This window comes from Herbaspirillum sp. C7C2, from assembly GCF_022627865.1.
GTDB classification, from domain to species: Bacteria; Pseudomonadota; Gammaproteobacteria; order Burkholderiales; family Burkholderiaceae_D; genus Herbaspirillum; species Herbaspirillum frisingense.
This window is the reverse complement of sequence record NZ_JABXGI010000010.1, coordinates 1-21,827: the sequence shown is the minus strand read 5'-3', so window position 1 is coordinate 21,827 and position 21,827 is coordinate 1. Positions and strand designations below refer to the sequence as shown.

General features: G+C 63.2%; 26 protein-coding genes. 12 read left to right on the top strand and 14 right to left on the bottom strand.

What is annotated here, in order from left to right:
• The first annotated feature begins 30 nt into the window (after positions 1 to 30).
• Genes argH through HWE04_RS14480 form a run of 5 tightly spaced genes read left to right on the top strand, consistent with a single transcriptional unit; the run spans position 31 to position 4,808 of the window.
• Complete coding sequence (gene argH, locus HWE04_RS14500; RefSeq protein WP_241812822.1) at positions 31 to 1,479, top strand: argininosuccinate lyase; 1,449 nt, start codon at positions 31 to 33, stop codon at positions 1,477 to 1,479.
• Complete coding sequence (locus HWE04_RS14495) at positions 1,476 to 2,351, top strand: amino acid ABC transporter permease (protein ID WP_102661536.1); 876 nt, start codon at positions 1,476 to 1,478, stop codon at positions 2,349 to 2,351. Before argH ends, HWE04_RS14495 begins: the two co-directional genes overlap by 4 nt.
• Positions 2,348 to 3,115 carry an amino acid ABC transporter ATP-binding protein gene (locus HWE04_RS14490; protein ID WP_274620136.1) on the top strand — a complete coding sequence of 256 codons (768 nt, stop codon included), beginning with the start codon at positions 2,348 to 2,350 and terminating at the stop codon, positions 3,113 to 3,115. Before HWE04_RS14495 ends, HWE04_RS14490 begins: the two co-directional genes overlap by 4 nt.
• Positions 3,116 to 3,152: 37 nt before the next feature.
• Entirely contained in the window at positions 3,153 to 3,995 is an 843-nt protein-coding gene (locus tag HWE04_RS14485; protein ID WP_006464565.1) for an ABC transporter substrate-binding protein, read from the top strand.
• A gap of 3 nt (positions 3,996 to 3,998) precedes the next feature.
• Entirely contained in the window at positions 3,999 to 4,808 is an 810-nt protein-coding gene (locus tag HWE04_RS14480; RefSeq protein WP_241812821.1) for a class II aldolase/adducin family protein, read from the top strand.
• 88 nt (positions 4,809 to 4,896) lie between these two features.
• Here HWE04_RS14480 and HWE04_RS14475 read toward each other — a convergent pair whose 3' ends face one another.
• The 5 genes from HWE04_RS14475 to HWE04_RS14455 all read right to left on the bottom strand — a co-directional run bounded on the left by HWE04_RS14475 (position 4,897) and on the right by HWE04_RS14455 (position 9,363).
• Positions 4,897 to 5,382, bottom strand: a complete 486-nt coding sequence (locus HWE04_RS14475; RefSeq protein WP_241812820.1) for a GNAT family N-acetyltransferase — start codon at positions 5,380 to 5,382, stop codon at positions 4,897 to 4,899.
• Positions 5,383 to 5,424: 42 nt separating this feature from the next.
• Positions 5,425 to 6,975, bottom strand: coding sequence for a DEAD/DEAH box helicase (locus tag HWE04_RS14470; protein ID WP_006464568.1), 1,551 nt, complete (start codon positions 6,973 to 6,975; stop codon positions 5,425 to 5,427).
• A gap of 171 nt (positions 6,976 to 7,146) precedes the next feature.
• Positions 7,147 to 7,902, bottom strand: coding sequence for an alpha/beta fold hydrolase (locus HWE04_RS14465; RefSeq protein WP_241812819.1), 756 nt, complete (start codon positions 7,900 to 7,902; stop codon positions 7,147 to 7,149).
• Positions 7,903 to 7,932: 30 nt separating this feature from the next.
• Positions 7,933 to 8,466, bottom strand: coding sequence for a VOC family protein (locus HWE04_RS14460; protein WP_241812818.1), 534 nt, complete (start codon positions 8,464 to 8,466; stop codon positions 7,933 to 7,935).
• Positions 8,467 to 8,565: 99 nt separating this feature from the next.
• Complete coding sequence (locus HWE04_RS14455; protein ID WP_006712869.1) at positions 8,566 to 9,363, bottom strand: inositol monophosphatase family protein; 798 nt, start codon at positions 9,361 to 9,363, stop codon at positions 8,566 to 8,568.
• Between the two features lie 307 nt (positions 9,364 to 9,670).
• Here HWE04_RS14455 and HWE04_RS14450 point away from each other — a divergent pair, with 307 nt between their 5' ends.
• A complete protein-coding gene (locus HWE04_RS14450; protein WP_039876404.1) occupies positions 9,671 to 10,498 on the top strand; it encodes an RNA methyltransferase in 828 nt (275 codons plus the stop codon).
• A gap of 1 nt (position 10,499) precedes the next feature.
• Positions 10,500 to 11,222, top strand: coding sequence for a pseudouridine synthase (locus tag HWE04_RS14445; protein WP_241812817.1), 723 nt, complete (start codon positions 10,500 to 10,502; stop codon positions 11,220 to 11,222).
• A gap of 29 nt (positions 11,223 to 11,251) precedes the next feature.
• Here the strand turns inward: HWE04_RS14445 and HWE04_RS14440 are convergent, their stop codons facing one another.
• The 4 genes from HWE04_RS14440 to HWE04_RS14425 form a co-directional block, all read right to left on the bottom strand.
• Entirely contained in the window at positions 11,252 to 11,566 is a 315-nt protein-coding gene (locus tag HWE04_RS14440) for a type II toxin-antitoxin system RelE/ParE family toxin (protein ID WP_077238209.1), read from the bottom strand.
• 20 nt (positions 11,567 to 11,586) lie between these two features.
• On the bottom strand, positions 11,587 to 11,823 hold the full coding sequence (locus HWE04_RS14435; RefSeq protein WP_241812816.1) for a hypothetical protein: 237 nt from the start codon (positions 11,821 to 11,823) through the stop codon (positions 11,587 to 11,589).
• A gap of 98 nt (positions 11,824 to 11,921) precedes the next feature.
• Positions 11,922 to 12,851: an Hsp33 family molecular chaperone HslO gene (hslO, locus tag HWE04_RS14430; protein ID WP_077238207.1), complete on the bottom strand. Its 930-nt coding sequence runs from the start codon at positions 12,849 to 12,851 to the stop codon at positions 11,922 to 11,924.
• 20 nt (positions 12,852 to 12,871) lie between these two features.
• Complete coding sequence (locus HWE04_RS14425; protein ID WP_006712877.1) at positions 12,872 to 13,396, bottom strand: gamma carbonic anhydrase family protein; 525 nt, start codon at positions 13,394 to 13,396, stop codon at positions 12,872 to 12,874.
• Positions 13,397 to 13,524: 128 nt separating this feature from the next.
• Between HWE04_RS14425 and HWE04_RS14420 the strand changes: the two genes are divergently transcribed.
• Together HWE04_RS14420 and HWE04_RS14415 are read left to right on the top strand one after the other, a co-directional pair.
• Positions 13,525 to 14,370 (top strand): ferritin-like domain-containing protein, encoded by an 846-nt coding sequence (locus HWE04_RS14420; RefSeq protein WP_241812815.1) that lies wholly within the window; start codon positions 13,525 to 13,527, stop codon positions 14,368 to 14,370.
• Positions 14,371 to 14,494: 124 nt separating this feature from the next.
• Positions 14,495 to 14,842, top strand: a complete 348-nt coding sequence (locus HWE04_RS14415) for a hypothetical protein (RefSeq protein WP_241812814.1) — start codon at positions 14,495 to 14,497, stop codon at positions 14,840 to 14,842.
• Between the two features lie 80 nt (positions 14,843 to 14,922).
• Here HWE04_RS14415 and HWE04_RS14410 read toward each other — a convergent pair whose 3' ends face one another.
• From HWE04_RS14410 to HWE04_RS14390, 5 genes are all read right to left on the bottom strand, one after another.
• Positions 14,923 to 15,852 (bottom strand): alpha/beta fold hydrolase, encoded by a 930-nt coding sequence (locus tag HWE04_RS14410; RefSeq protein ID WP_241812813.1) that lies wholly within the window; start codon positions 15,850 to 15,852, stop codon positions 14,923 to 14,925.
• A 96-nt stretch (positions 15,853 to 15,948) separates the two neighbouring features.
• The gene (locus HWE04_RS14405) at positions 15,949 to 16,473 is read right to left on the bottom strand and encodes an RDD family protein (RefSeq protein WP_241812812.1); all 525 of its coding nucleotides are present in this window, start codon (positions 16,471 to 16,473) and stop codon (positions 15,949 to 15,951) included.
• A gap of 285 nt (positions 16,474 to 16,758) precedes the next feature.
• Positions 16,759 to 17,640 (bottom strand): DUF3106 domain-containing protein, encoded by an 882-nt coding sequence (locus tag HWE04_RS14400; protein WP_241812811.1) that lies wholly within the window; start codon positions 17,638 to 17,640, stop codon positions 16,759 to 16,761.
• A gap of 4 nt (positions 17,641 to 17,644) precedes the next feature.
• Complete coding sequence (locus HWE04_RS14395; protein WP_241812810.1) at positions 17,645 to 18,052, bottom strand: DUF3619 family protein; 408 nt, start codon at positions 18,050 to 18,052, stop codon at positions 17,645 to 17,647.
• The gene (locus HWE04_RS14390; RefSeq protein ID WP_006712884.1) at positions 18,049 to 18,627 is read right to left on the bottom strand and encodes an RNA polymerase sigma factor; all 579 of its coding nucleotides are present in this window, start codon (positions 18,625 to 18,627) and stop codon (positions 18,049 to 18,051) included. The genes HWE04_RS14395 and HWE04_RS14390 overlap by 4 nt, the downstream gene beginning before the upstream one ends.
• Before the next feature lie 556 nt (positions 18,628 to 19,183).
• On the opposite strand from HWE04_RS14390, the gene HWE04_RS14385 reads away from it, so the two are divergent.
• The 3 genes from HWE04_RS14385 to HWE04_RS14375 form a co-directional block, all read left to right on the top strand.
• On the top strand, positions 19,184 to 20,902 hold the full coding sequence (locus HWE04_RS14385; RefSeq protein ID WP_077238202.1) for an acetolactate synthase 3 catalytic subunit: 1,719 nt from the start codon (positions 19,184 to 19,186) through the stop codon (positions 20,900 to 20,902).
• Between the two features lie 2 nt (positions 20,903 to 20,904).
• On the top strand, positions 20,905 to 21,396 hold the full coding sequence (gene ilvN, locus HWE04_RS14380) for an acetolactate synthase small subunit (protein WP_006712888.1): 492 nt from the start codon (positions 20,905 to 20,907) through the stop codon (positions 21,394 to 21,396).
• Positions 21,397 to 21,468: 72 nt separating this feature from the next.
• On the top strand, positions 21,469 to 21,827 hold a 359-nt coding region (locus tag HWE04_RS14375; protein WP_241812809.1), incomplete at its 3' end, for an NAD(P)-dependent oxidoreductase.

Sequence of the window (21,827 nt, the reverse complement as noted above, 5' to 3'; positions counted from 1 at the left end):
CCCGCCACTACCGCATGAGAAGGAAGCAGCATGACTGATACCCGCCTCTGGGGCGCGCGTTTCCGTTCGCCACCCGACCCGGCCCTGATGACACTCTCGCGGGGCGGCCTGGATCATTTCCGGCTGACCCGTTTCGACATCGTCTCGTCCCAGGCCCATGCGCGCCAGTTGCGCCTGGCCGGGCTGCTGACCGAGGCCGAATGCAACGCCATCGTCGCCAAGCTCGGCGAACTCGATGCCGCCATCGCCAGTGGCGCCGTGCGGCCCACCGCAGGCGACGAAGACGTGCATACCTTCATGGAGCGCGTGCTGGTGGAGGCGCTCGGCCCGACCGGCGCCAAGCTGCGTGCCGGCCGTTCGCGCAATGACCAGGCCGCCAACAACCTCAAGCTCTATTTGCGCGAGCAGGCACGCGCCATCGGCGCCTTGCTGCTGGACCTGCAGGACGCCCTGACGCACCAGGCCGGCCAGCATCTCGATACGCTGGTGCCCGGCTTCACCCATCTGCAGGCGGCGCAGCCGGTGGTGTTTGCGCACCAGTTGCTGGCCCATGCGCAGACCTTCAGTCGCGACATCTCGCGCCTGATTGACTGGGATCGGCGCGCCGCCTATTCGCCGCTGGGCGCGGCGGCCATGGCGGGGTCGGCCATCGCCCTGCATCCGGCGATCTCGGCCGCCGAGCTGGGCTATGACGGTCCTTGTGAAAACTCCATCGATGCCGTCGGCAGCCGTGATCACGTGGCCGAATTCCTGTTCGTCTGCGCCATGCTGGGGACGCATCTCTCGCGCCTGTCGGAAGAAGTCACGCTGTGGGTGTCGCGCCAGTTCCGCTGGGTGGAACTGGACGATGCCTTCTCCACCGGCAGTTCCATCATGCCGCAGAAGAAGAACCCCGATATCGCCGAACTCACCCGCGGCCGTTCGGCCCGTCTGATCTCGCTGCTGATGGACATGCTGGTGGCCCTGAAGGGGCTGCCGTTTTCCTACAATCGCGATCTGTCGGAGGACAAGTATTCGGCCTTCGAGGCCATCGATGTGCTGCACATGGTCTTGCCCGCCATGGCCGGCATGATGCGTACGCTGCAGGTGAACAAGGAGCGCATGCGCGCCGATGCCACCCAGGGCTTCACCCTCGCCACCGAGGTGGCGGACTGGCTCTCGCGTCGCGGTGTGCCGTTCGCCCAGGCGCACGAGATCACCGGTGCCATGGTGCGCGCCTGCGAAGAGCGCGGAGTGGAGCTGCACCAGTTGAGCGATGCAGAGTTGAAAGTCATTAGTTCACATCTGTTGCCAGAAGTACGAACGGTTCTCACGCCCGAGGCCGCTGTGGCGGCGCGTAGCGGCCATGGCGGTACCGCACCGCTGCAGGTGCAGGCTCAGCTGGAAAGATTGCAGGCCACCGTGGCGGAGCAGCGCCAGTGGACGCAGCAGGCGGTGTTGCCATCAGCAGTGGTAACAACAGCGGGAGCGACAGCATGAGCACCATCTCTCCCTATGCCATCGACCACCTCAAGGTGGTACCGCGCCGCTACTACGGACGCTGGCTGTCGGCCGCGCTGATCCTGCTGGCGCTGGGCTTCGTGGTACACGCCTTCGCCCATGGCCAGATCGAGTGGGCGGTGGTGGCCAAGTTCATGACGGCCAAGGTGATCCTGCAGGGGCTCCTGAACACCATCCTCATGACCATCTATGCGATGGTGGTGGGCATCGTGCTGGGCGTGGTCTTCGCGGTGATGGTGATGTCGCCCAACAAGCTGCTCAAGGCGGTGGCGACCTTCTACATCTGGTTCTTCCGGGGCACGCCCCTGCTGCTGCAGATGCTGCTGTGGTTCAACCTGGCGCTGGTGTTCCCGACCATGGGCATTCCCGGCTGGTTCGAGGCGCGCACGGTGGACATCATCACGCCCTTCGTGGCCAGCCTGCTGGGACTGGGCATCGGGCAGGGTGCCTATACCGCCGAGGTGGTGCGCGGCGGCATCCTGGCGGTGGACAATGGCCAGACCGAGGCCGCCAAGGCGATTGGCATGACGCGCCTGACCGCCTTGCGCCGCATCGTGCTGCCGCAGGCCATGCGGGTGATCATCCCGCCGGTGGGCAATGAGGTGATCAGCATGATCAAGCTGACTTCGGTGGCCAGCGTGATCCAGTTTTCCGAAATCCTGCACAACGCCCAGACCATCTATTTCGCCAATGCCCGCGTGATCGAACTGCTGATCGTGGCGACCGTCTGGTACCTGGCGGTGGTGACGGTGTTTTCCATCGGCCAGCATTTCCTGGAGCAGGTATTTGCCCGCGAGCGCCGCGCCCGGGCACGTACCCGTGCGGCTGGTGCACAGGGAGCCACAGGATGAGCACACCCATGATCGTGGCCCATGAGGTCCAGAAATACTATGGCGGCTTCCACGCGCTTAAGGGCGTGAACCTGGAGGTCGAGGCCGGTGCCGTGACCTGCATCGTCGGTCCCTCGGGTTCGGGCAAGAGTACCTTCCTGCGCTGCATCAACCAGCTGGAAAGCATCGATGGCGGGGCCATCTGGGTCGGCGGCGAATTGCTGGGCTATCGCCGCCGTGGCGACCAGTTGATCGAGCTGTCCGACGGCGAGATCGCCCGCCAGCGCCTGGCCAGCGGCATGGTGTTCCAGCGCTTCAACCTGTTCGCCCATATGAAGGCGCTGCAGAACATCATGGAAGGCCCGGTGGTGGTGCAGAAGCGCCGTCGTGCCGAAGTGAAGGAAGAGGCGCTGGCCCTGCTGGCCCGGGTGGGTCTGGCCGGCAAGGCCGATGCCTATCCCTCTGAACTTTCCGGTGGCCAGCAGCAGCGCGTGGCGATCGCCCGCGCACTGGCCATGCGGCCCAAGCTGATGCTGTTCGACGAGCCGACCTCGGCGCTGGACCCGGAACTGGTCGGCGAAGTGCTGGCGGTGATGAAGGATCTGGCCAAAAGCGGCATGACCATGATCGTGGTCACGCACGAGCTGGGCTTTGCACGTGAAGTGTCCAACCGGGTGGTGTTCATGGATGGCGGCCAGGTGATCGAGGCCGGCACCCCCGGTGAAGTGCTGGCGCGCCCGCAGCACCGACGTACCCAGGAATTCATCGCGGCCATCCTGGCCTGATGCGGCATTGCAGAACTCAACCAGAAAGGGGAATCCCGTGAAGCTGAAACACAAGACCATGTTGGGCCTGGCTACGTTGGCCGCCACCGTCACCCTGGCCGCCAGCGGCGCACACGCGGCCGATCTGCCGGATCGCATCAAGAAGGCCGGCAAGCTGGTCATCGCCTCGCAGGCCAACTACCCGCCCATCGCCTACAAGGACCCGGCCACCGGCGAGCTGATGGGGCTGGACATCGACCTCGGGGCGGCCATCGCCAAGGAACTGGGCCTGAAGGTGGAGTACCAGGAAACCGCCTTCGCCCAGGTCTTCAGTTCGCTCACCACCGGCCGCGCCGACATCGCCATGGTGGCCATCAGCGACACGGCCGAACGCCAGAAGGTGGCCGACTTCATCGACTACATGAAGACCGGCCCGCAATTCTTCACCCTGCAGGCCAATGCGGCCCGCATCAAGGGTATCGCCGACGTCTGCGGCACCAAGGTCGGTGCCAGCCGCAATACCAACTGGCCGGGCCAGATCGCCGGCTGGAGCAAGGATAACTGTGAAGCCAAGGGCAAGCCGGCCATCACCGTGATCGGTACCGAAGGCTCGGTGGATGCGCGCACCCAGTTGAAGACCGGCCGCATCGATGTGGCGGTCCAGGGCAGCGAGACCCTGCCTTACTTCCAGGGCATGGAACCCAATACCTATGTCCTGCTGGGGCAGCCGCTGTTTGCGCAGGAGACCGGCATTCCGGTCTCCAAGAGCGAACCGGGCCTGCGCGACGCCGTGCTGGAGGCCCTGAAGCGCCTGCAGGCCAACGGGACCTACGACAAGCTGCTGGCCAAGTACAAGCTGCAAGGCAGCGCCATGCCGGCCGCGCTCAACCAGGGCAAGTGAGTCATGGCGGGCTTAGAGTTTGATGAAACCGAGCAGGCCGCCGCCCGCCGGCTGGGCCTGACGGGGGCCGAGGATGCGGAGTGGCAGGCGCGCTGCGAACTGTCGGCGCTGTACCGGCTGCTGGCGCATTTCCGCATGACCGACCTGATCGATACGCACATCTCGGCGCGGGTGCCGGGGCAGGCTGGTCACTTCCTGATCAATCGCTATGGCGTGCTGTTCCACGAGATGCGCGCTTCCGATCTGGTCAAGGTGGATGCCCAGGGGCAGGCGGTGCAGATGGGCAGCACTGCCGCGCCAGCGCAGCGGGTCAATCGCGCCGGCTTCGTGATCCATTCGGCGGTACACCAGGCGCGGCCGGACCTGCATTGCGTGATCCACACGCATACCACGGCCGGGATCGCGGTCTCGGCCCAGCGTGACGGGCTGCTGCCGATCAGCCAGCATGCGCTCAAGTTCTACGGCAAGCTGGCCTATCACGAGTACGAAGGCATCGCCCTCGATACCGAAGAGCGGGAGCGGCTGGTGGCAGCGCTGGGGTCGCACAAGGCCATGATCCTGCGCAACCATGGCTTGCTGGCGGCGGGAGAGTCGGTGGCGGCGGCCTTCCACGAAATCTATTTCCTGGAACGGGCCTGCCAGGCGCAGGTGGCGGCGCAAGCGGGCGGGGCAGCCTTGCACCTGCCGGCGGAGGAAGTGCGCCTGCGTGCCGCACGCCAGTTCGACAACGACCAGGCCAGCGGCATCATCGACCTGGCCTGGGAGGCGGCCTTGCGGCTGGTGCAGGAGCAGGGGCCGGGGTATCGCTGCTGAGTGCGTCACCGGTTCTTCAAATCGGCGCTTCAAAAGACAACGCCCGCATCGATGATGCGGGCGTTGTGATGTGCGGGCAGGCGCAGGCTCAGTCCAGCAGTTTCTGCATGAACATCGCCTTGCCGGTCTCGGCCTTCAATTCATAGCCTTCAAAGCCGCTGGCGCGATACAGCGAACGGGCCACCGTATTGCCTTCCAGGACTTCCAGCGTGAGCTTGCAGCAGCCCAGTGCGCGGGCCTGCTGTTCCACGCTGGCCAGCAACTGCCGGGCCACGCCCCGGCCGCGATAGGCCGGCATCACGGCCAGGTCATGCAGGTTCAGCAGGGGCTTGCAGGAAAAGGTCGAGAACCCTTCGATACAGGTGGCAAGGCCAGCGGGGGTGTCGCCGTCGAAGGCCAGGAAGACATGGGCGGTGGAACGTTTCTTCAGTTCCGCCGCCAGGTTCTGGCGTACATAGTCCGACAGGGCCTGTCCGCCGCCCATGGCGTCGCAGGCATAGGCGTTGAGGGTCTCGAACAGTGCGGCCGCGTGGGCTGCATTGTCGAGATCGGCCTTGACGACGGAAACTGCCATATCTTCCCTTTCCTCTGATCGAATCGACGTGCCGCGACCGGCTTACTTGCCGCTGGCGCGTTGGCCGCCATGTGTGAGCGCGGACGGACGCGGGCCATTCTGGCGTTGCTGACCCTGGCTGCGCGGTTGCGCATTGGCCGGGCGGGGGGCGCGATTGGCGTTGTTGCCGCCATTGCCACCGTTGCCACCCCCATTGCCGCCGCCGTTGCCAGCCTGGCCGCCCTGGGGACGGCCCTGGCCACGCGCCGCATTGCCATTGCCAGGATTACGCGGCTTGGCCTGCTGTGCTGCGCCACCACCGGCATTGGCCGGCTTGGCGCCGCCATTGCCATGACCATTACCGGCTGCAGCCGGCTTGCGCGGTGCATTGCGTTGACCGCCACGTCCGCCACCAGCGTTCTGGTGACGACCCTGGCCGCTGCGCAGCTGGATCGGTTGCGGCTTGGCGGTCGGGTCCGGTTCGAAACCGGCGATCACTTCCACCGGGATTTCGCGCTTGATGAAGCGCTCGATATCGTGCAGCAGGTCGCGCTCGTCCACGCAGACCAGCGACACGGCTTCGCCGGTGGCGCCGGCGCGGCCGGTACGGCCGATGCGGTGGACGTAGTCTTCCGGCACGTTGGGCAGGTCATAGTTGACCACGTGCGGTAACTGGTCGATGTCGATGCCGCGGGCAGCGATGTCGGTGGCGATCAGGGCGGTCAGCTTGCCGTCCTTGAACTCGGCCAGGGCCTTGGTGCGAGCCGACTGGCTCTTGTTGCCGTGGATCGCCATGGCGGTGATGCCGTCGCGGGCCAGTTGCTCGACCAGCTTGTTGGCGCCGTGCTTGGTGCGGGTGAAGACCAGCACCTGCTTCCACTGGTGGGTCTTGATCAGGTGCGCCAGCATGGGGTGCTTCTTGTCGCGGTCGACCGGGTGGATCTTCTGCGCGATCACTTCCACGGTGGAGTTGCGGCGGGCCACTTCGATCAGGGCCGGGTTGTTCAGCAGGCTGTCGGCCAGCTTCTTGATCTCGTCGGCGAAGGTGGCCGAGAACAGCAGGTTCTGGCGCTTGGGCGGCAGGGCGGCGAGCACCTTGCGGATGTCGCGGATGAAGCCCATGTCCAGCATGCGGTCGGCTTCGTCCAGCACCAGGATCTGGATGTGCTGCAGGTTCACGGTGCCTTGCTGCATGTGGTCCAGCAGGCGGCCGGGGGTGGCGACCAGGATATCGACGCCACGCTTCAACAGCGTGATTTGCGGATTGATGCCGACACCACCGAAGATGCAGGCCGAGGTCAGCGGCAGGTACTTGCCGTACTGGCGCACGCTTTCCTCGACCTGGGCCGCCAGTTCGCGGGTGGGGGCCAGGATCAGGGCGCGGATCGGCAGATGACCGTTGATCTTGTTGCGCGGCATGGCCGACAGGCGTTGCAGCAGCGGCAGGGTGAAGCCGGCGGTCTTGCCGGTGCCGGTCTGGGCGCCGGCCAGCAGGTCGCCACCGGAGAGCACGGCGGGGACGGCTTGGGCCTGGATCGGGGTGGGGGAGGTATAGCCTTGTTCGGAAACGGCACGAACGATTTCGTCGGACAAGCCGAGCGCGGAAAATGACATGAGACTCTGAAAATGGGTTTGGCCTGTGGCCCCGTACGGGCGCCAGTCGCAGGCAAACGGGTTGGAACTTGAGGAGGGCGCGGACTTGACTGGCTATACGCCGCGCAGGCCGCAGTATAACAGCGCAGTCTGCGGGCGACGTGATTTATTTTGCATGCGGATGCGGGCAGCTCATCCGTGCTGCCGGGCCAGGAAGGATTGCACGGGAGGCAGTACCAGCGCGCTTCGCATCAATCCACCGAAATGCGTGACCCCGGGCAGGCTGACAAATTCTGCCTGTGGCAACAAGGCCGCAGTGCGCTCGACGGCGGCATGGCGCGCATCGGCGTCGCCACAGAAGAGCAGGCAGGGCAGGTCCATCCGTGCCAGCAGGTCTTGCTGCGAGGGACGCGGTTGCTGGGCGGCGGCGGCCAGGGCCACCAGGTCGTTGGCGCGGATGAGCATCTTCACCTGGGGCGAAATCTGTTCGTCCAGCAGGGCTTCGAAGGTGGCGATGAAGGCCTCGGGGTCGCGGCCGTCGATACCATGGAAGCCCTCCCAGCTGCGGTCTTCATACGGATGGGCGGCGCCCAGGATGAGGCTGCGCAGGCGCTGTGGCGCATGGCGTACCAGCCCGTAGCCGACCCAGCCGCCCAGCGAGTAGCCGAAGAAATGCGCGCGCTCGATCTGCAGGGCGTCCAGCACGGCCACGGCGTCGCGGCAGCGCTGCAGCTGGGTGTAGGCGGCGGTTTCGTGCGGTTTGTCGCTCTGGCCATGGCCCAGGGCATCGAACATGATGACCTGGTAATGCTGGCGCAACACCGGGGTGAAGCCGAAGAAGCGCCAGGCTTCCAGGCTGCTGGTAAAGCCGTGGTGCAACAGCAGGGGCGGGCCTTCACCCTCGACCTGGTAGTGGATCTTGCGGTTGTCGCTCAGGGCAAAGGGCATGGTGGGGAGGGTGGAGATGTGCGGCAGGGTTCAGTTGTTGTGATCGACCAGCTTCTTGCAGCGGCGCGCCAGCAGTTCGCGCGAGCGCGCGCAGATTTCTTCGTTGCTGAGGTCTTCGATGTGGGTGGCAATCGACCAGACGTGGCCGAAGGGATCACGCAGGGTGCCGGAGCGGTCGCCGTAGAACTGGTTCTGCACCGGTCGCAATTGCACGGCACCGGCGGCCATCGCCTGGCTGAAGACGGCATCGACGTCGGCCACGTAGACCAGCAGGCTCACGCCCGCACCGCCCAGCGTCTGCGGGCTCAGGAAGCCCAGTTCGGGATGTTCGTCGGCCAGCATCACGCGGGCATCGCCGATCTGGATTTCGGCGTGCCAGACCTTGCCGTGGGGACCGTCCAGGCGCATGACTTCCACGGCGCCGAAGGCACGGCCGTAGAACGCGATGGCCTCGGAGGAAGCCTGCACGATCAGGTAGGGAGTGACGCTGTGGTAGCCCGCCGGCAAGGCGCAGGCGGAAGGACTGGACTGGGGCAGCGTGGCTGCGTCAGGCAGGGTGGTCATGTCGTCTCCTCGGTCATCGCCGGTAGCGGCACTATAGCAGCAATGCCAGTGCGGCTACCGGGGTGTGATCACGAGACGAGCTTAAGCAAAAGTTAAGGATCAGGCAAATTCGGACAGCAGGTTGACCTGTTGCGCGAAGATCTTCGGGCTGCCGGCGATGACGTCGCCCTTGTAGAGGTAGTCGGAGTCGCCCTTGAAGGTGCCCACGATACCGCCCGCTTCGGTCACCAGCAGGGAGCCGGCGGCGATGTCCCAGGGCTTGAGGCCCTTCTCGAAGAAGCCGTCCAGGCGGCCGGCGGCGACATAGGCCAGGTCCAGGGCGGCAGCGCCCGGGCGGCGCAGGCCGGCGCTGTGCTCGGTCATGACCTTGAACATGGTGACGTATTCGTTCAGGCCGTCCAGGTCGCGGAAGGGGAAGCCGGTGCCGATCAGGGCGTCAGCGATCTTGTCGCGCTTGCCCACGCGGATGCGCTTTTCGTTCAGGTAGGCACCCGCGCCCTTGGAGGCGGTGAACAGGTCGTTGCGGGTAGGGTCGTAGACCACCGCCTGGGTGATGATGCCGCGCTGTTGCAGGGCGATCGAGACGCAGTATTGCGGGAAGCCGTGGATGAAGTTGGTGGTGCCGTCCAGCGGATCGATGATCCAGACGTTTTCGTTTTCATCGTGCAGGTTGTCGGAAGCACCGGATTCCTCGGCCAGGATGGCGTGGTCAGGGTAGGCGTTCTTGAGCACGTCGATGATGGCATCCTCGGCGGCCTTGTCCACTTCGGTGACGAAGTCGTTGTGCGACTTCTTGGAGACTTTCAGCAGCGACACGTCGAAGGACGCGCGGTTGATGATGGTGGCGGCGCGGCGAGCTGCCTTGATCGCCGTGTTGAGCATGGGTGGGATGATCATTCCGATGGTTCCGTTAAAATTGCGGCCACCGTTGACGATGGCTGCGTTGCTCATCGTCGCCATGGCCGACGGGCCGGCCTCCCGCGTCAAGCTTGCGGAACAGCTGGCCAGGCGAAACCCGGCAGTCAAACCAGTGCGACGATGAAATTAATGAGCGTTGCGCCACCCGCGGCTGTTATGCTTGCGGGTTTGCCATGCAGTCCGGGGCGCAAATCGATCAACCTGAGCCAACCTGGGTTTGATCTGTTGCTGCAATATTGACGTTTTGCCAATATCCTATCCTGGGGCGCGAATCCCGCTATTTTAAATGAACAAGCAAGTGTCAGGACAATCTCTTTTCAGCCGTTTGCGTTTCGTTCTGGTCAATACCAGCAGTCCGGGCAATATCGGCTCGGCGGCGCGGGCCATCAAGACCATGGGCTTTTCGGAGCTGGTGCTGGTCAATCCACGCTTTCCGGACGCGGTCAAGGAAGATGAAGCCATTGCCTTCGCCAGTGGCGCACTGGATGTGTTGCAAAATGCACGCGTCGTCGGCAGTGTCGAAGAAGCGTTGCAAGGCTGCAACTTCGCCGCCGCCGTCAGCGCCCGGTTGCGCGAGTTTTCGCCGCCGGTGGTCTCCCCCCGCGAGCTGGCCGGCCAGCTGTCACGCGATACCGGGCTCAACGCCGCGCTGCTGTTCGGCAATGAGCGCTTTGGCCTGCCCAACGAGGTGGTGCAGAAGTGCCAGGCGTTGTTGAACATCCCGGCCAATCCCGACTATTCCTCGCTGAACCTGGCGCAGGCGGTGCAGGTGCTGGCCTACGAGTGCCGCATGACAGAGCTGGAGGTGCAGGGCGGGCCGATGCAGACCAGCGGCGATGCGCGCGCGCCGGGCGAGGTCGGGTTCCATGGCCAGAGTGCCAGCGTGGCCGAGATCGAGGGGATGTTTGCCCACCTGGAACAGGCGCTGGTGTCCATCGATTTCCTCAATCCCGACAATCCCAAGAAACTGATGCCGCGCTTGAAGCGCATGTTCTCGCGCGCCCAGCTGGAGACCGAAGAGGTCAACATTCTGCGCGGTATCGCCCGCCAGATCCTGGAACCCAAGCAGGCCAAGGCCGGCAAGTCCGGACAGAACGAACAAGGAGAAGGCTGACATGGCCAAGCTGACCCTGGACCGCATCCTGCAATCGCAGGGTTTCGGTTCGCGCAAGTATTGTCGTGAACTGATCGAGGATGGTGAAGTCTCGATCGGTGGTGAAGTGGTGGACGATTACCGGGCCACGCCAGATACCACCGGGCTGGTGCTGACCATCTTCGAGGAAGAGTGGGAATACCGCGAGCACGTCTACATCGCCATCAACAAGCCGCCCAACATCGAGTGCTCACGCAAGCCCAGCCATCATCCGGGCGTGTTGACCTTGCTGCCGGAGCAGTTCACCTGGCGCGATGTGCAACCGGTGGGGCGGCTGGATCACGACACCACCGGGCTGTTGCTCATGTCCGACGATGGCGCCTTCATCCACGCCCAATCCTCACCCAAGCGCCACGTTCCCAAGGTGTATGCGGCCACCACCGCGGAGCCGGTGACACAGGCGCTGATCGACCAACTGAAGGCGGGCGTGCAACTGCACGACGAACCGGCGCCACTGGCCGCCACCCGCTGCCGCCAACTGGGCGAGAACCTGCTGGAGATCGTGCTGGAGCAGGGCAAATACCATCAGGTCAAGCGCATGCTGGCTGCCGCCGGCAATCATTGCAGCGCCCTGTCCCGGGTCGCCATCGGTGGCTTGCAACTGGAGGCGCTGGGGCTGGAGGAGGGGGAGTGGACTTACCTGGATGCGCAGCAGATGGCGCTGCTGGTGCCGGATCAGGAGTGATCCCGTTCGGCGTTTGCTTCCGGCAGGCCCTAATGCTTCATCAGCTTGCGGGTGAGCGCTCGCCTTTCATGCAGTACCCGCAGCAGCTTGAGTGTTTCATCGTGTGAACGATAGAACAGCAGATAGGGGAAGCGATCGAGCGGCCACGTGCGCAGCGAGCGATCTGGCAAGAGGTGTGCGTATCGTCGGGAGCCCTTGTCGGGGTGCTGGGTGAGGCCATGCAGGCTGCGTTGAAGTTCTTCGACAAAGCGTTCCGCCAAGGCGAGGGAAACGTCAGCGTAATAGTCGGAGATATCCAGAATGTCGCGTTTCGCGACGGGACTTAGAGTCAGGCTGATGCGCACGCGAAATCGTCAGCGAGTCGTCAACGAGCTTTGGCGGAGCGTGCGTGGATACGAGCGCGAAGCTGGTCCGCGAGGTCGTCGATACCAACATTGATCGCGGGGCCGGCTTGCAGACCTTCATGGATCAAGGCCTGCAAGCGCTGTTCATTCTCGTCTTGAGGACCCATCGCCTCCGGGGCGCGGTCGCGGGCCAGACGAGAATATTCAGAGAAAGGGCGGATAGGGGAAGGCATCCGGCGATTATAAGCGCGTTCCATCAGCGACAGTGCCGTGCCGGTCAGCTGAAGTGGCTACCCGTGCCGATTTGCTGAACATTCCCGAATAAATTCGGCCCTTTCCCGGGTAGCCTGCCTCCTTAATGGCGAACCTCTCCCGCCTCGCTCGCGCCACTTACATCAGCCACGAACAGTTGCGCACAATCCACCGCATCGAACTCATAGTGCTGCCCGCAGAAATCGCAGTCGATGGCCAGCTTCTCCATCTGCGTCAGTGCTTCGGCGATTTCCTCCTGGCCCAGCATCTTCAGCATGTTGCCGACCTTCTCGCGCGAGCAGGAGCAGTGGAATTGCGGATGTACGGGGTCGAAGACGCGGATGTTCTGTTCCCAGAACAGGCGGTGCATCAGCGTGGCGATGTCGGTGGAGAGCAATTCCTCGCGCCGCAAGGTGTCGCCCAGCATGACCATGTGGTTCCAGGCTTCCAGCTCACCCTCAGGCTTGGCGGTGGGGGCGGCGGTGCCGCCGATGGTAGGCAGCTTTTGCAGCAGCAGGCCGCGTGAGACGTGTTCGTCGGCGGCCAGCCAGAGCTTGGTGTCCAGTTGCTCGGAACGCAGCATGTAGTTTTCGATCACGGTAGCCACGCTGTCGCCATCCAGCGGCACCACGCCCTGGTAGGCTTGCTGACCCGGCAGCTTGTCCTTGGGATCAAGGGTGATGACGAAGCGGCCATCCCCATTGGCGTTGACCAGGTCGGTCAGGGTGGCGTCGTCGGCGATCTGCGCATCGTCGGCCAGCTTGGCGGTGGCGCGCAGTTGCAGTTCGGAGTCGCACTCCACCACCAGCAGCTTGACCGGACCATCGCCGTGGATCTGCATGACGATCATGCCATTGAACTTCAGGTTGGCCGAGAGCAGGGCGGACGCCGCCAGCATCTCGCCCAGCAGCGTGCGTACCGCGACCGGATAGTCGCGGCGGGCCTGGACCTGGCGCCAGGTGTCGGAGATTTCGACCAGCTCGCCCCGCACGGGAGCGTTGTCGACCAGGAATTTTTGCAGCGTGTCTTTCATTGTTTCCTTTGCTTGGCGGCTCAGGCGATGCGCTTGAGCTTGGCCTTGAACTGTTGCGCGCGCTGGACATAGCTGTCCGTGCCGGCGTGCATGCGCGCGATATCTTCTTCACTCAACTGGCGAACCGCCTTGGCGGGGGTGCCGATGATCAGCGAGTTGTCGGGGAACTCCTTGCCCTCGGTCACCAGCGCGCCGGCGCCGACCAGGCAGTTCTTGCCGATCCTGGCGCCATTGAGCACCACCGCCTGGATGCCGATCAGCGCGCCTTCGCCGATGGTGCAGCCGTGCAGCATGGCCTGATGGCCGATGGTGACATTCTTGCCGATCACCATCGGATACCCCACATCGGTATGCAGCACAGCCCCTTCCTGCACATTGCTGTTCTCGCCGATGGTGATGAGTTCATTGTCGCCACGGATGGCCACGTTGAACCAGACGCTGGAATGCGCCTCCATCTTCACCTTGCCCACCACGGTGGACGACTCGGCCACGTAGGCGGTATCGTGGATTTCGGGGGTGTCCTGCTCCAATTGGTAGATCGCCATAATAAAATTGTCTCCTCGTTACCTGCTGGTCGGTATGTGGTGCCTTGCCTTGCGGTGAACTTGTCTTCATATGGAGACAAGTTCGGCGTCCTCAACCGCGTATTTTACCTTCCCTGAAAGTCAGTTCCTTGGATCAGCCCTCTTCCCCAGATGAAGTCTTTTCATTCACCGGCCTGCGTCGTGCCGCCCTGTCTTGCCTGAAGGAAACCCGTCCGGATATGAAGTGCGGCGCAGTGCGCAGCCTGCGGGCCGCGTGGTCGGCGGGCGAACTGCCTCTGGAGCAGGAGGATCTGGCAGCGCTGGACGAGGGCAGTGGCATCCCGGGCCGTCCGGCGCGGCCGGAACTGGTATCGCCGCTGGAGGTGAAGCATCGTTCCATGGGCACGCCCGAGGGCCGGGCGGCGCTGATCCATGCCCTGGCGCATATCGAGTTCAATGCCATCAACCTGGCGCTGGACGCGGTCTGGCGCTTTCCCGGCATGCCCCGCGATTTCTACGCAGACTGGATGCAGGTCGCCGATGAAGAGGCCTATCACTTCAGTTTGTTGGCCGACCATCTGAAGACTCTTGGCTATTCCTATGGTGATTTCACTGCCCACAATGCCTTGTGGGACATGGCGGAATCGACCAAGGGCGATGTCCTGGCGCGCATCGCGCTGGTGCCGCGTACGCTGGAAGCCCGTGGGCTGGACGCGGCACCGCCGGTACGTGCCAAGCTGGCGCAGGCGGGCGACCTGGCGGCGGCGGAGATCCTGGACATCATCATGCGCGACGAGGTGGGCCATGTGCTGATTGGCAATCGCTGGTTCAACTGGTTGTGCGAACAGCGCCAGCTGGACCCGGTGGCAACCTTCGCGCAGTTGTGCCTGCGCCACAAGGCGCCACCCCTGCGTGGGCCGTTCAATCTGGAGGCCAGGCGGGCGGCCGGCTTTTCGGACGAGGAAATGCTGATGTTCACCGATCTTTCGCGATGATCGACGGATTTGCAAGAAATGTAAGCAATTTTCGCGACAGCGGGCCGGGGCTTGCTGTTGTGCTATCGTCTTCCCCGAATTCCGACCTTTCGGAATCGATTATATGAATGGAAAGGATGACAACATGAACAAGATGTCCAAACTGTTGGCCGGTGTGGTCGTGAGCGTTGCCGCCATTTCCCTGCTGGCGGCCTGCCAGAAGAAGGAGGAGCCGGGTCCGGCCGAGGCCCTGGGCAAGAAGATCGATGGCGCCGTGCAGGACGCCGGCAAGAAGCTTGACGAGGTGACCGGCCAGGCCAAGGACCAGACCAGCGAGTCCGGCTCCAAGCTCGATGGCGCGCTGGATCAGGCCAAGGTCGAGGCCAAGGAAGCCTACGAAAAGACCAAGGAAGGTGCCAAGGATCTGGCGCAGAAGACCGGCGAAAAGATGGAGCAGGCCGGTCAGAAGCTGCAGGACGCTAGCAAGAAGTAGGTGCCTTGCAGCCGGGCTGATGCCCGTCATGATTACAATGCCGTCCCGCCTTTGCCGGACGGCATTGTTCATTCTGAAGGTTAATCGCGAGCGTTGTGGATCAGGTCGATCACCATCTTCTGGATGGAGGGCTCCAGCGCCAGTGCGACGTGGCCGATGCCGATGACCGGGATGTTCCAGGCCCCCTCCAGGTGGGCCGAGCTCTGCGGCGAGATGATGTTGTCGTGATGGGAGTAGATCGAGACGATGTGCGAGAGGGCATCCGCTTCTTCGGTGGCGGCCAGCTTTTGCAGCCATTCGCTGCTGCGGCCTTCTTCGTAGCGGCCCAGCCAGTTCATTTCCCCGCAATTGATGCCGATGCCGAAGTTGGCGATGGCCGTGCCGTGGTGGGGCGAGCCCAGGGTGATCACGCGGGCCACGCGGTCGCAGCCGTGGTCGCGCAGGTAGGCGCGGGCGGCCAGTCCGCCCATGCTGTGGGCGACGATGACGATCTTTTTCTGGCCGGTCTCGGCCAGCACGCGTTGCACGGCGGCATGCACCAGCGGCGCGTACTCGTCGATGCTGCCGAAGACCGGCTCCATGTCCAATGCATAGTGGGTGATGTGGGCCTGGCGCAGCTCCAGGCTCATCCAGCGCCAGTAGCCGCTGTTGCAGCCATAGCCGTGGATCAGCAGGACCGGCAGCGAGGTCGTGTCGGGATAGCTGAACTGGTCGAAACGCAGGAAGGGCATGGCCCAGGAGGAGCACAGCATGGTTGCGCGGAACTCCCGCAGGAACAGGGTGCCGACCTGCAGCCAGCTGATTTCCACCGGGTTGGAGGTGCGGCCGCGATACGGCCAGGTCAGGAAGAAGCTGTTGGCGGTGATCTGCGCGCGCAGCAGCAGGACGATGAGGAGGCCGCCCAGGGCGGCTGCCACGATAGGCCACTCGAAATGCCGCAGCAGGAGGTAGAACAGGATCGCAATGCCGAACTGGATGAGGAGCAGGGTTCTGGAGATGCGTGAAATCATGCGGGCTGGCGTCCGGGGCGATCGGGTGGGCGGGCATGCAGGCGCATGCGGTCGCCCGAGAGCATAACAGAGCGCTGCGTTGCGCTCATGTCCGCTTCATGACTTGGCGTCGGCTTGCTGCAGGGGCGCTTTCAGCGGTGGGGTGATGTCGACCAGGCGTGTGCCGGCGAGGCGGTCGTGCAGGAACTGGCCTTGCCGATCGACTCTGCTGGTCAGCGCCCAGAGAAGCAGGTTGGCCGCCGGGATCAGGACCAGCAGCCAGTGTTGTCCGCGTGCCAGCGAGGCCAGTGCCAGTCCCGGCAATATCCATAGCCAGGCCAGCAGGAAACGCAGCGTCGCGCGCCAGAGCCCAACCGGCTGCCCCTGGCGATCGACGACCCTGAAGCGCCAGGTCTTCATCGCCAGGGTCTGCCCGCCGTGGGTCCAGAACCAGATGAAATAGACCGCCAGCACCAGGAACAGCCAGGCTTCGAGGCCATGACGAAGGTAGAGTGCGTGGCGCTGTTGCAGCAGGGTGGAGAACAGCCAGCCGGACATGAACAGCACGCCGAACAGCAGCATCGATTCATACAGCATGCTGCTGAGGCGGCGGCGCAGGGAGGGCGTGGTGAAATCCGTCATGGTCCTGGTTCGGTCCTGGTTGTTGGTGTGGTGGCCGCAGGGAGGGTTGGTGATGGGGTTCGGTCACTCTCCAGATCGCGGGCATGCATGCCGCTGGCACGGCCCGCAGATGGTAAAGCAATCGGGCCGGCTTGCCTATGCGCTGACTTGAGCCAGCGCAAGGTGGGAAAGGTGGTGGAGTGGCGACTTGCGTCGAGCGCGAAAGCGTTGGAAACGCCGGGGGAGCAGAGGGGCGACGAACGGGGTGAACCTGGCTGGATGATCGGACCAGGCCGAATGGCGGGCTTACTTGCTGTCAGCCGTCGTGTTCGTTGCAGCCGTCACGGCTGGCGCGGTCGCAGCGGCACTGATGGCCACCGTGGTCGGAGCCGCCGCAGTGGGTGTCAGGGCCGGCACCGGCGCGGCTTGCGAGCCTGGGACCAGGGCCGGAGCAGGTGCTGCGGCCGGGCTTGGGGCCGGGACGACAGGCAGCGGCCTATCCAGTGCCTCGGCTGGAAGCTGGATGGTGGGTGCAGCGGCCGAAGGCGTGGTTGGCAGCTTGGCAACGCGGCGCGGCAGCTTGGCTTCGGCGAGCTTCTTTTTCTGCTCTTCGGACAATTGTTGGTACTTGGTCCACTGCTCGTGCTTTTCTTCCGCATCGAGCTTCTTGGCACGGGCGTAGTTGGTGCGGGCGGCGCTGCGCTGTGCCGGGGTCAGCTTGACCCAGTCGCGCATGCGTTCATGCAGGCGCTGTTGCTCTTCCGGCTTCATTTTGGCGTAACGCTTGCCGATTTCCAGCCATTTTTCCTTCTGCAGCTCGCTCATGCGCGGCCACTCGCCGGTCAGCGGTTCCAGTGCTTCGTGCTGGGCTTGCGAGAGATTGGCCCAGGCCAGCTTGCTCTCGGACTTGCGGGCGGCGGTTTTGGTGGCGGACTTGGCGGGATGGGAGGTGCCTGCTGTAGTCGCAGCTGATGCAGCTGCAGCCGGTGCTGCCGGCGTTGCTGCGGCGCCAGCGTTGGCGGGGCTGGCCACAGGTGGCGATGCCGGGGTGGCAGCGGGTGCGACGGTCTGCGTGTTCTGCGCCACGGTCCAGGCGCAGCTCAATCCACCGGCCAGCACGGCCAGCGCCAGCGCGATGCGCGAAAGGCGGGCGTAGGCGTTGACGGGAGTGCCGGTGGTCTTGCGCATCGTTCTATTGTCCCTTTTCTGCCAGGAAGGCGTTGAAACCATGGTCCAGGTAAGCCGACAGCGGCAGCTCGTCGGAGAGCACGGCCGCATCGATGTCGGCCAGGTAGGAGACGCGCTTGGCGTTCTCGTGCTGATAGATGCCGGCAAAGAGGATGATGCCCACCAGCAGCGGCGCAGCCACTCCCAGGCGGTTCCACCAGGACGGGCTTTCCTGATGCAGCATGCCGCCGCCGAAGGCGCCTGCCAGCACGGGCTGTTCCACGCGCACGGTCATGGGCGTGTGTTTCTTGCGTGCCAGCGCGACCCGGCGTGCAGCAGCCAGGCTTTGCAGTGTGTCGTCGGTCAGGTTGTCCAGATTGGCGTCAAGCGCCAGCTTCACCTTGTAGGCGAATTGCATTTCCTTGTTCTTCATAATGAGATTCCTTTGGCTCTTAGAGCTTGAGCCAGCGCGTGAGTTGCGCGGGAGCAATGGGTTTTTACGCTACCTTCGGAGCAACCCATGGCGGCGGCCGTTTCCGCCACGTCCATGTCCTGCCAATAACGCATCAGGAATGCTTCCCGTTGACGCGTAGGCAGCTTTTGTATTTCGGCATCGATCAGGTTCAGGGTCTGCTCGCGCTCGACCTTGTCGGCGCTGGATTCGGCGGCTTCGGAGCCGTCTTCCGATTCCAGGCTTTCCAGGACGTCGAAGTCGTCCGGGCCGTCGCCATCACTGTGGTTGCCGCCAAAGCTGGAGAACAGGCTCACCCAGGTGTTGCGCACCTTTTCGCGGCGGAAGAAGTCATGGATGGTGTTTTGCAGGATGCGCTGGAACAGCATCGGCAATTCGCCGACCGGTTTGTCGCCGTATTTCTCGGCCAGCTTGATCATCGCATCCTGAACGATGTCCAACGCGGCTTCGTCCTTGCGCACGGCATACACCGCCTGTTTGAAGGCGCGGCGTTCGACACTTTCAAGAAAATCGGAGAGTTCTTTGTCAGTTGCCATGCAATACGGTGTGCCGGATGGGTTGCCGGCCAACACGGGCAAAGAGGTTCATGTCTGGCCAGCCGAAATGCGAAAAATGCAAGAAATCGTCAAAAAGCAGACCGAATGCTAGCAAAGTTGGCTGTCTTTGTCCTGAAGTTTATCCCCGCGCGGCGCCACAAACGCGAGTGCTGGCCATCATTTCGCCGCCATTCCATCTGAATTAGCTTGACCAAAATGATGCAACGCATTACTGTCCTGTTTCCCGCCTCCCACATCTGGGGCGTTTTTGTTCCTTGCCGGTGCTTCACATAAGGTCGTGCCGGTGCAGGAAATGCTTTATAGGTTTAAAGCTTGTTTGTTCTAACCCGTGCCACAAGCGCGAGGAATCAGTAAGAGTCGAACTTGTACCAAGGCTGAACGAGTCGCGTTGAGCGGCGTTTCAAACTCCACTACGGTTGGAGCGCAGAAACGGCGTGACCGCACAATAAAGGGATGCTGCCGGCAAGACGACGAATGCGATTCCGTCAGGAGAGAACATCCGATCAATTTCCAATGGACCTTGAAAGGAAGCAGCATGAGTGCTGAGCAACTCACCGGCGCGGATATACTCGTCCGTTGCCTGGCTGAAGAGGGTGTTGAACACGTCTTCGGCTATCCTGGTGGCGCCGTCCTCTATATCTACGACGCAATCTTCAAGCAAGACAAATTCCAGCACATCCTGGTTCGTCACGAACAGGCTGCCGTGCACGCTGCGGACGCGTATTCGCGTAGCTCGCAACGGGTCGGCGTGGCCATCGTCACCTCCGGCCCCGGTGTGACCAATGCCGTCACCGGCCTGGCCACGGCCTACATGGACTCCATCCCCATGGTGGTGATCTCCGGCCAGGTGCCGTCGACCGCCATCGGTCAGGACGCGTTCCAGGAGTGCGACACCGTCGGTATCACCCGCCCCTGCGTGAAGCACAACTTCCTCGTGAAGGATGTGAAGGACCTGGCGGAAACCGTCAAGAAGGCCTTCTATATCGCCACCACCGGCCGTCCCGGCCCCGTGCTGGTCGATATCCCGAAGGACATCACCATGCATACCTGCGCCTACGAGTATCCGAAGGCGGTGGAAATGCGTTCCTACAAGCCGGTCGACAAGGGCCACTCGGGCCAGATCCGCAAGGCACTGCAGCTGCTGCTGTCGGCCGAGCGTCCGATGATCTATACCGGTGGCGGCATCATCCTGGCCAATGCCTCGCCCGAGTTGAACAAGCTGGTCGATCGCCTGGGCTATCCCTGTACCAACACCCTGATGGGCCTGGGCGCCTATCGTTCGTCCAGCGACAAGTTCGTGGGCATGCCCGGCATGCACGGCACCTATGAAGCCAACATGGCCATGCAGCACTGCGACGTGCTCATCGCCATCGGTGCCCGTTTCGACGACCGTGTGATCGGCAATCCGAAGCATTTCGCCTCGAACGCCCGCAAGATCATTCATATCGATATCGACCCGTCGTCGATTTCCAAGCGCGTCAAGGTCGACATCCCCATCGTGGGCAACGTCAAGGACGTGCTGCAGGAAATGCTGGCCCAGCTGGATGCCGCCGAGACCCGCCAGAACGGCGCGGCGCTGGACAACTGGTGGAAGCAGATCAACGAGTGGCGCAAGCGTGATTGCCTCAAGTTCGCTACCTCGGACGAATTCATCAAGCCGCAATCCGTGGTGCAGAAGGTGTGGGAAGTCACCAAGGGTGACGCCTTCATCACCTCCGACGTCGGCCAGCACCAGATGTGGGCCGCGCAATACTACGGCTTCGACAAGCCGCGTCGCTGGATCAACTCCGGTGGCCTGGGCACCATGGGCGTAGGCCTGCCGTACGCCATGGGCGTGCAGATGGCCAACCCCGATGCGACCGTGGCCTGCATCACCGGCGAAGCGTCGATCCAGATGTGCATCCAGGAGCTGGCGACCTGCAAGCAGTATCACCTGACCCCCAAGATCATCCTGTTGAACAACCGCTTCCTGGGCATGGTGCGCCAGTGGCAGCAGATCGACTACGGTTCGCGCTATTCGGAGTCCTACATGGATTCGCTGCCGGACTTCAACAAGCTGGCGGAGTCCTACGGCCACGTCGGCATGAAAATCGAGAAACCGGGCGATGTCGACGGCGCGCTGCGCGAAGCCTTCGCCATGAAAGACAGGCTGGTCTTCATGAACTTCATCACGGATCAAACCGAGAACGTCTGGCCCATGGTCAAGGCGGGCAAGGGTTTGACTGAAATGTTGCTGGGTTCGGAGGATCTCTAATCATGCGCCATATCATTTCTGTGCTGCTGGAAAACGAAGCCGGCGCATTGTCCCGTGTTGTGGGTCTGTTCTCCGCACGCGGCTACAACATCGAAACGCTCACCGTTGCACCCACCGAAGACCCGACCCTGTCACGCATGACCATCGTGACCTCCGGTTCGGACGATGTGATCGAACAGATCACCAAACACCTGAACCGCCTGATCGAGGTGGTGAAGGTCGTCGATCTGACGGAAGGCGCGCACATCGAGCGCGAACTGATGCTGATCAAGGTGCGCGCAGTGGGCAAGGAACGGGAAGAGATGAAGCGTACTGCGGATATCTTCCGTGGCCGCATCATCGATGTCACCGAGAAGACCTACACGATCGAGCTGACCGGCGCCAAGAGCAAGCTGGACGCCTTCATCGACGCCCTGGACCGCACTGCGATCCTGGAAACGGTCCGTACCGGCGGCTCCGGCATCGGTCGCGGCGAACGGATCCTGAAGATCTGATCGACCGCGCCAGGCAGTACCCATCACACATACATACATTCAATTCGAGCTATTCGGAATATAGGAAAAATCATGAAAGTTTTCTACGACAAAGACGCAGACCTGTCCCTGATCAAGAACAAGAACGTGACCATCATCGGTTACGGTTCGCAAGGTCACGCTCACGCGCTGAACCTGAAGGATTCGGGTGTGAAGGTCACCGTCGGCCTGCGCAAGGGCGGCGCTTCCTGGTCCAAGGCCGAGAAGGCCGGCCTGAAGGTCGCTGAAGTGAACGACGCCGTCAAGGACGCCGACGTCATCATGATCCTGCTGCCCGACGAAAACATCGGCCAGGTCTACGCCGAAAACGTCGCACCGTTCGCCAAGCAAGGCGCCACCGTCGCTTTCGCCCACGGCTTCAACATCCACTATGGCCAAGTCGTGCCGCGCGC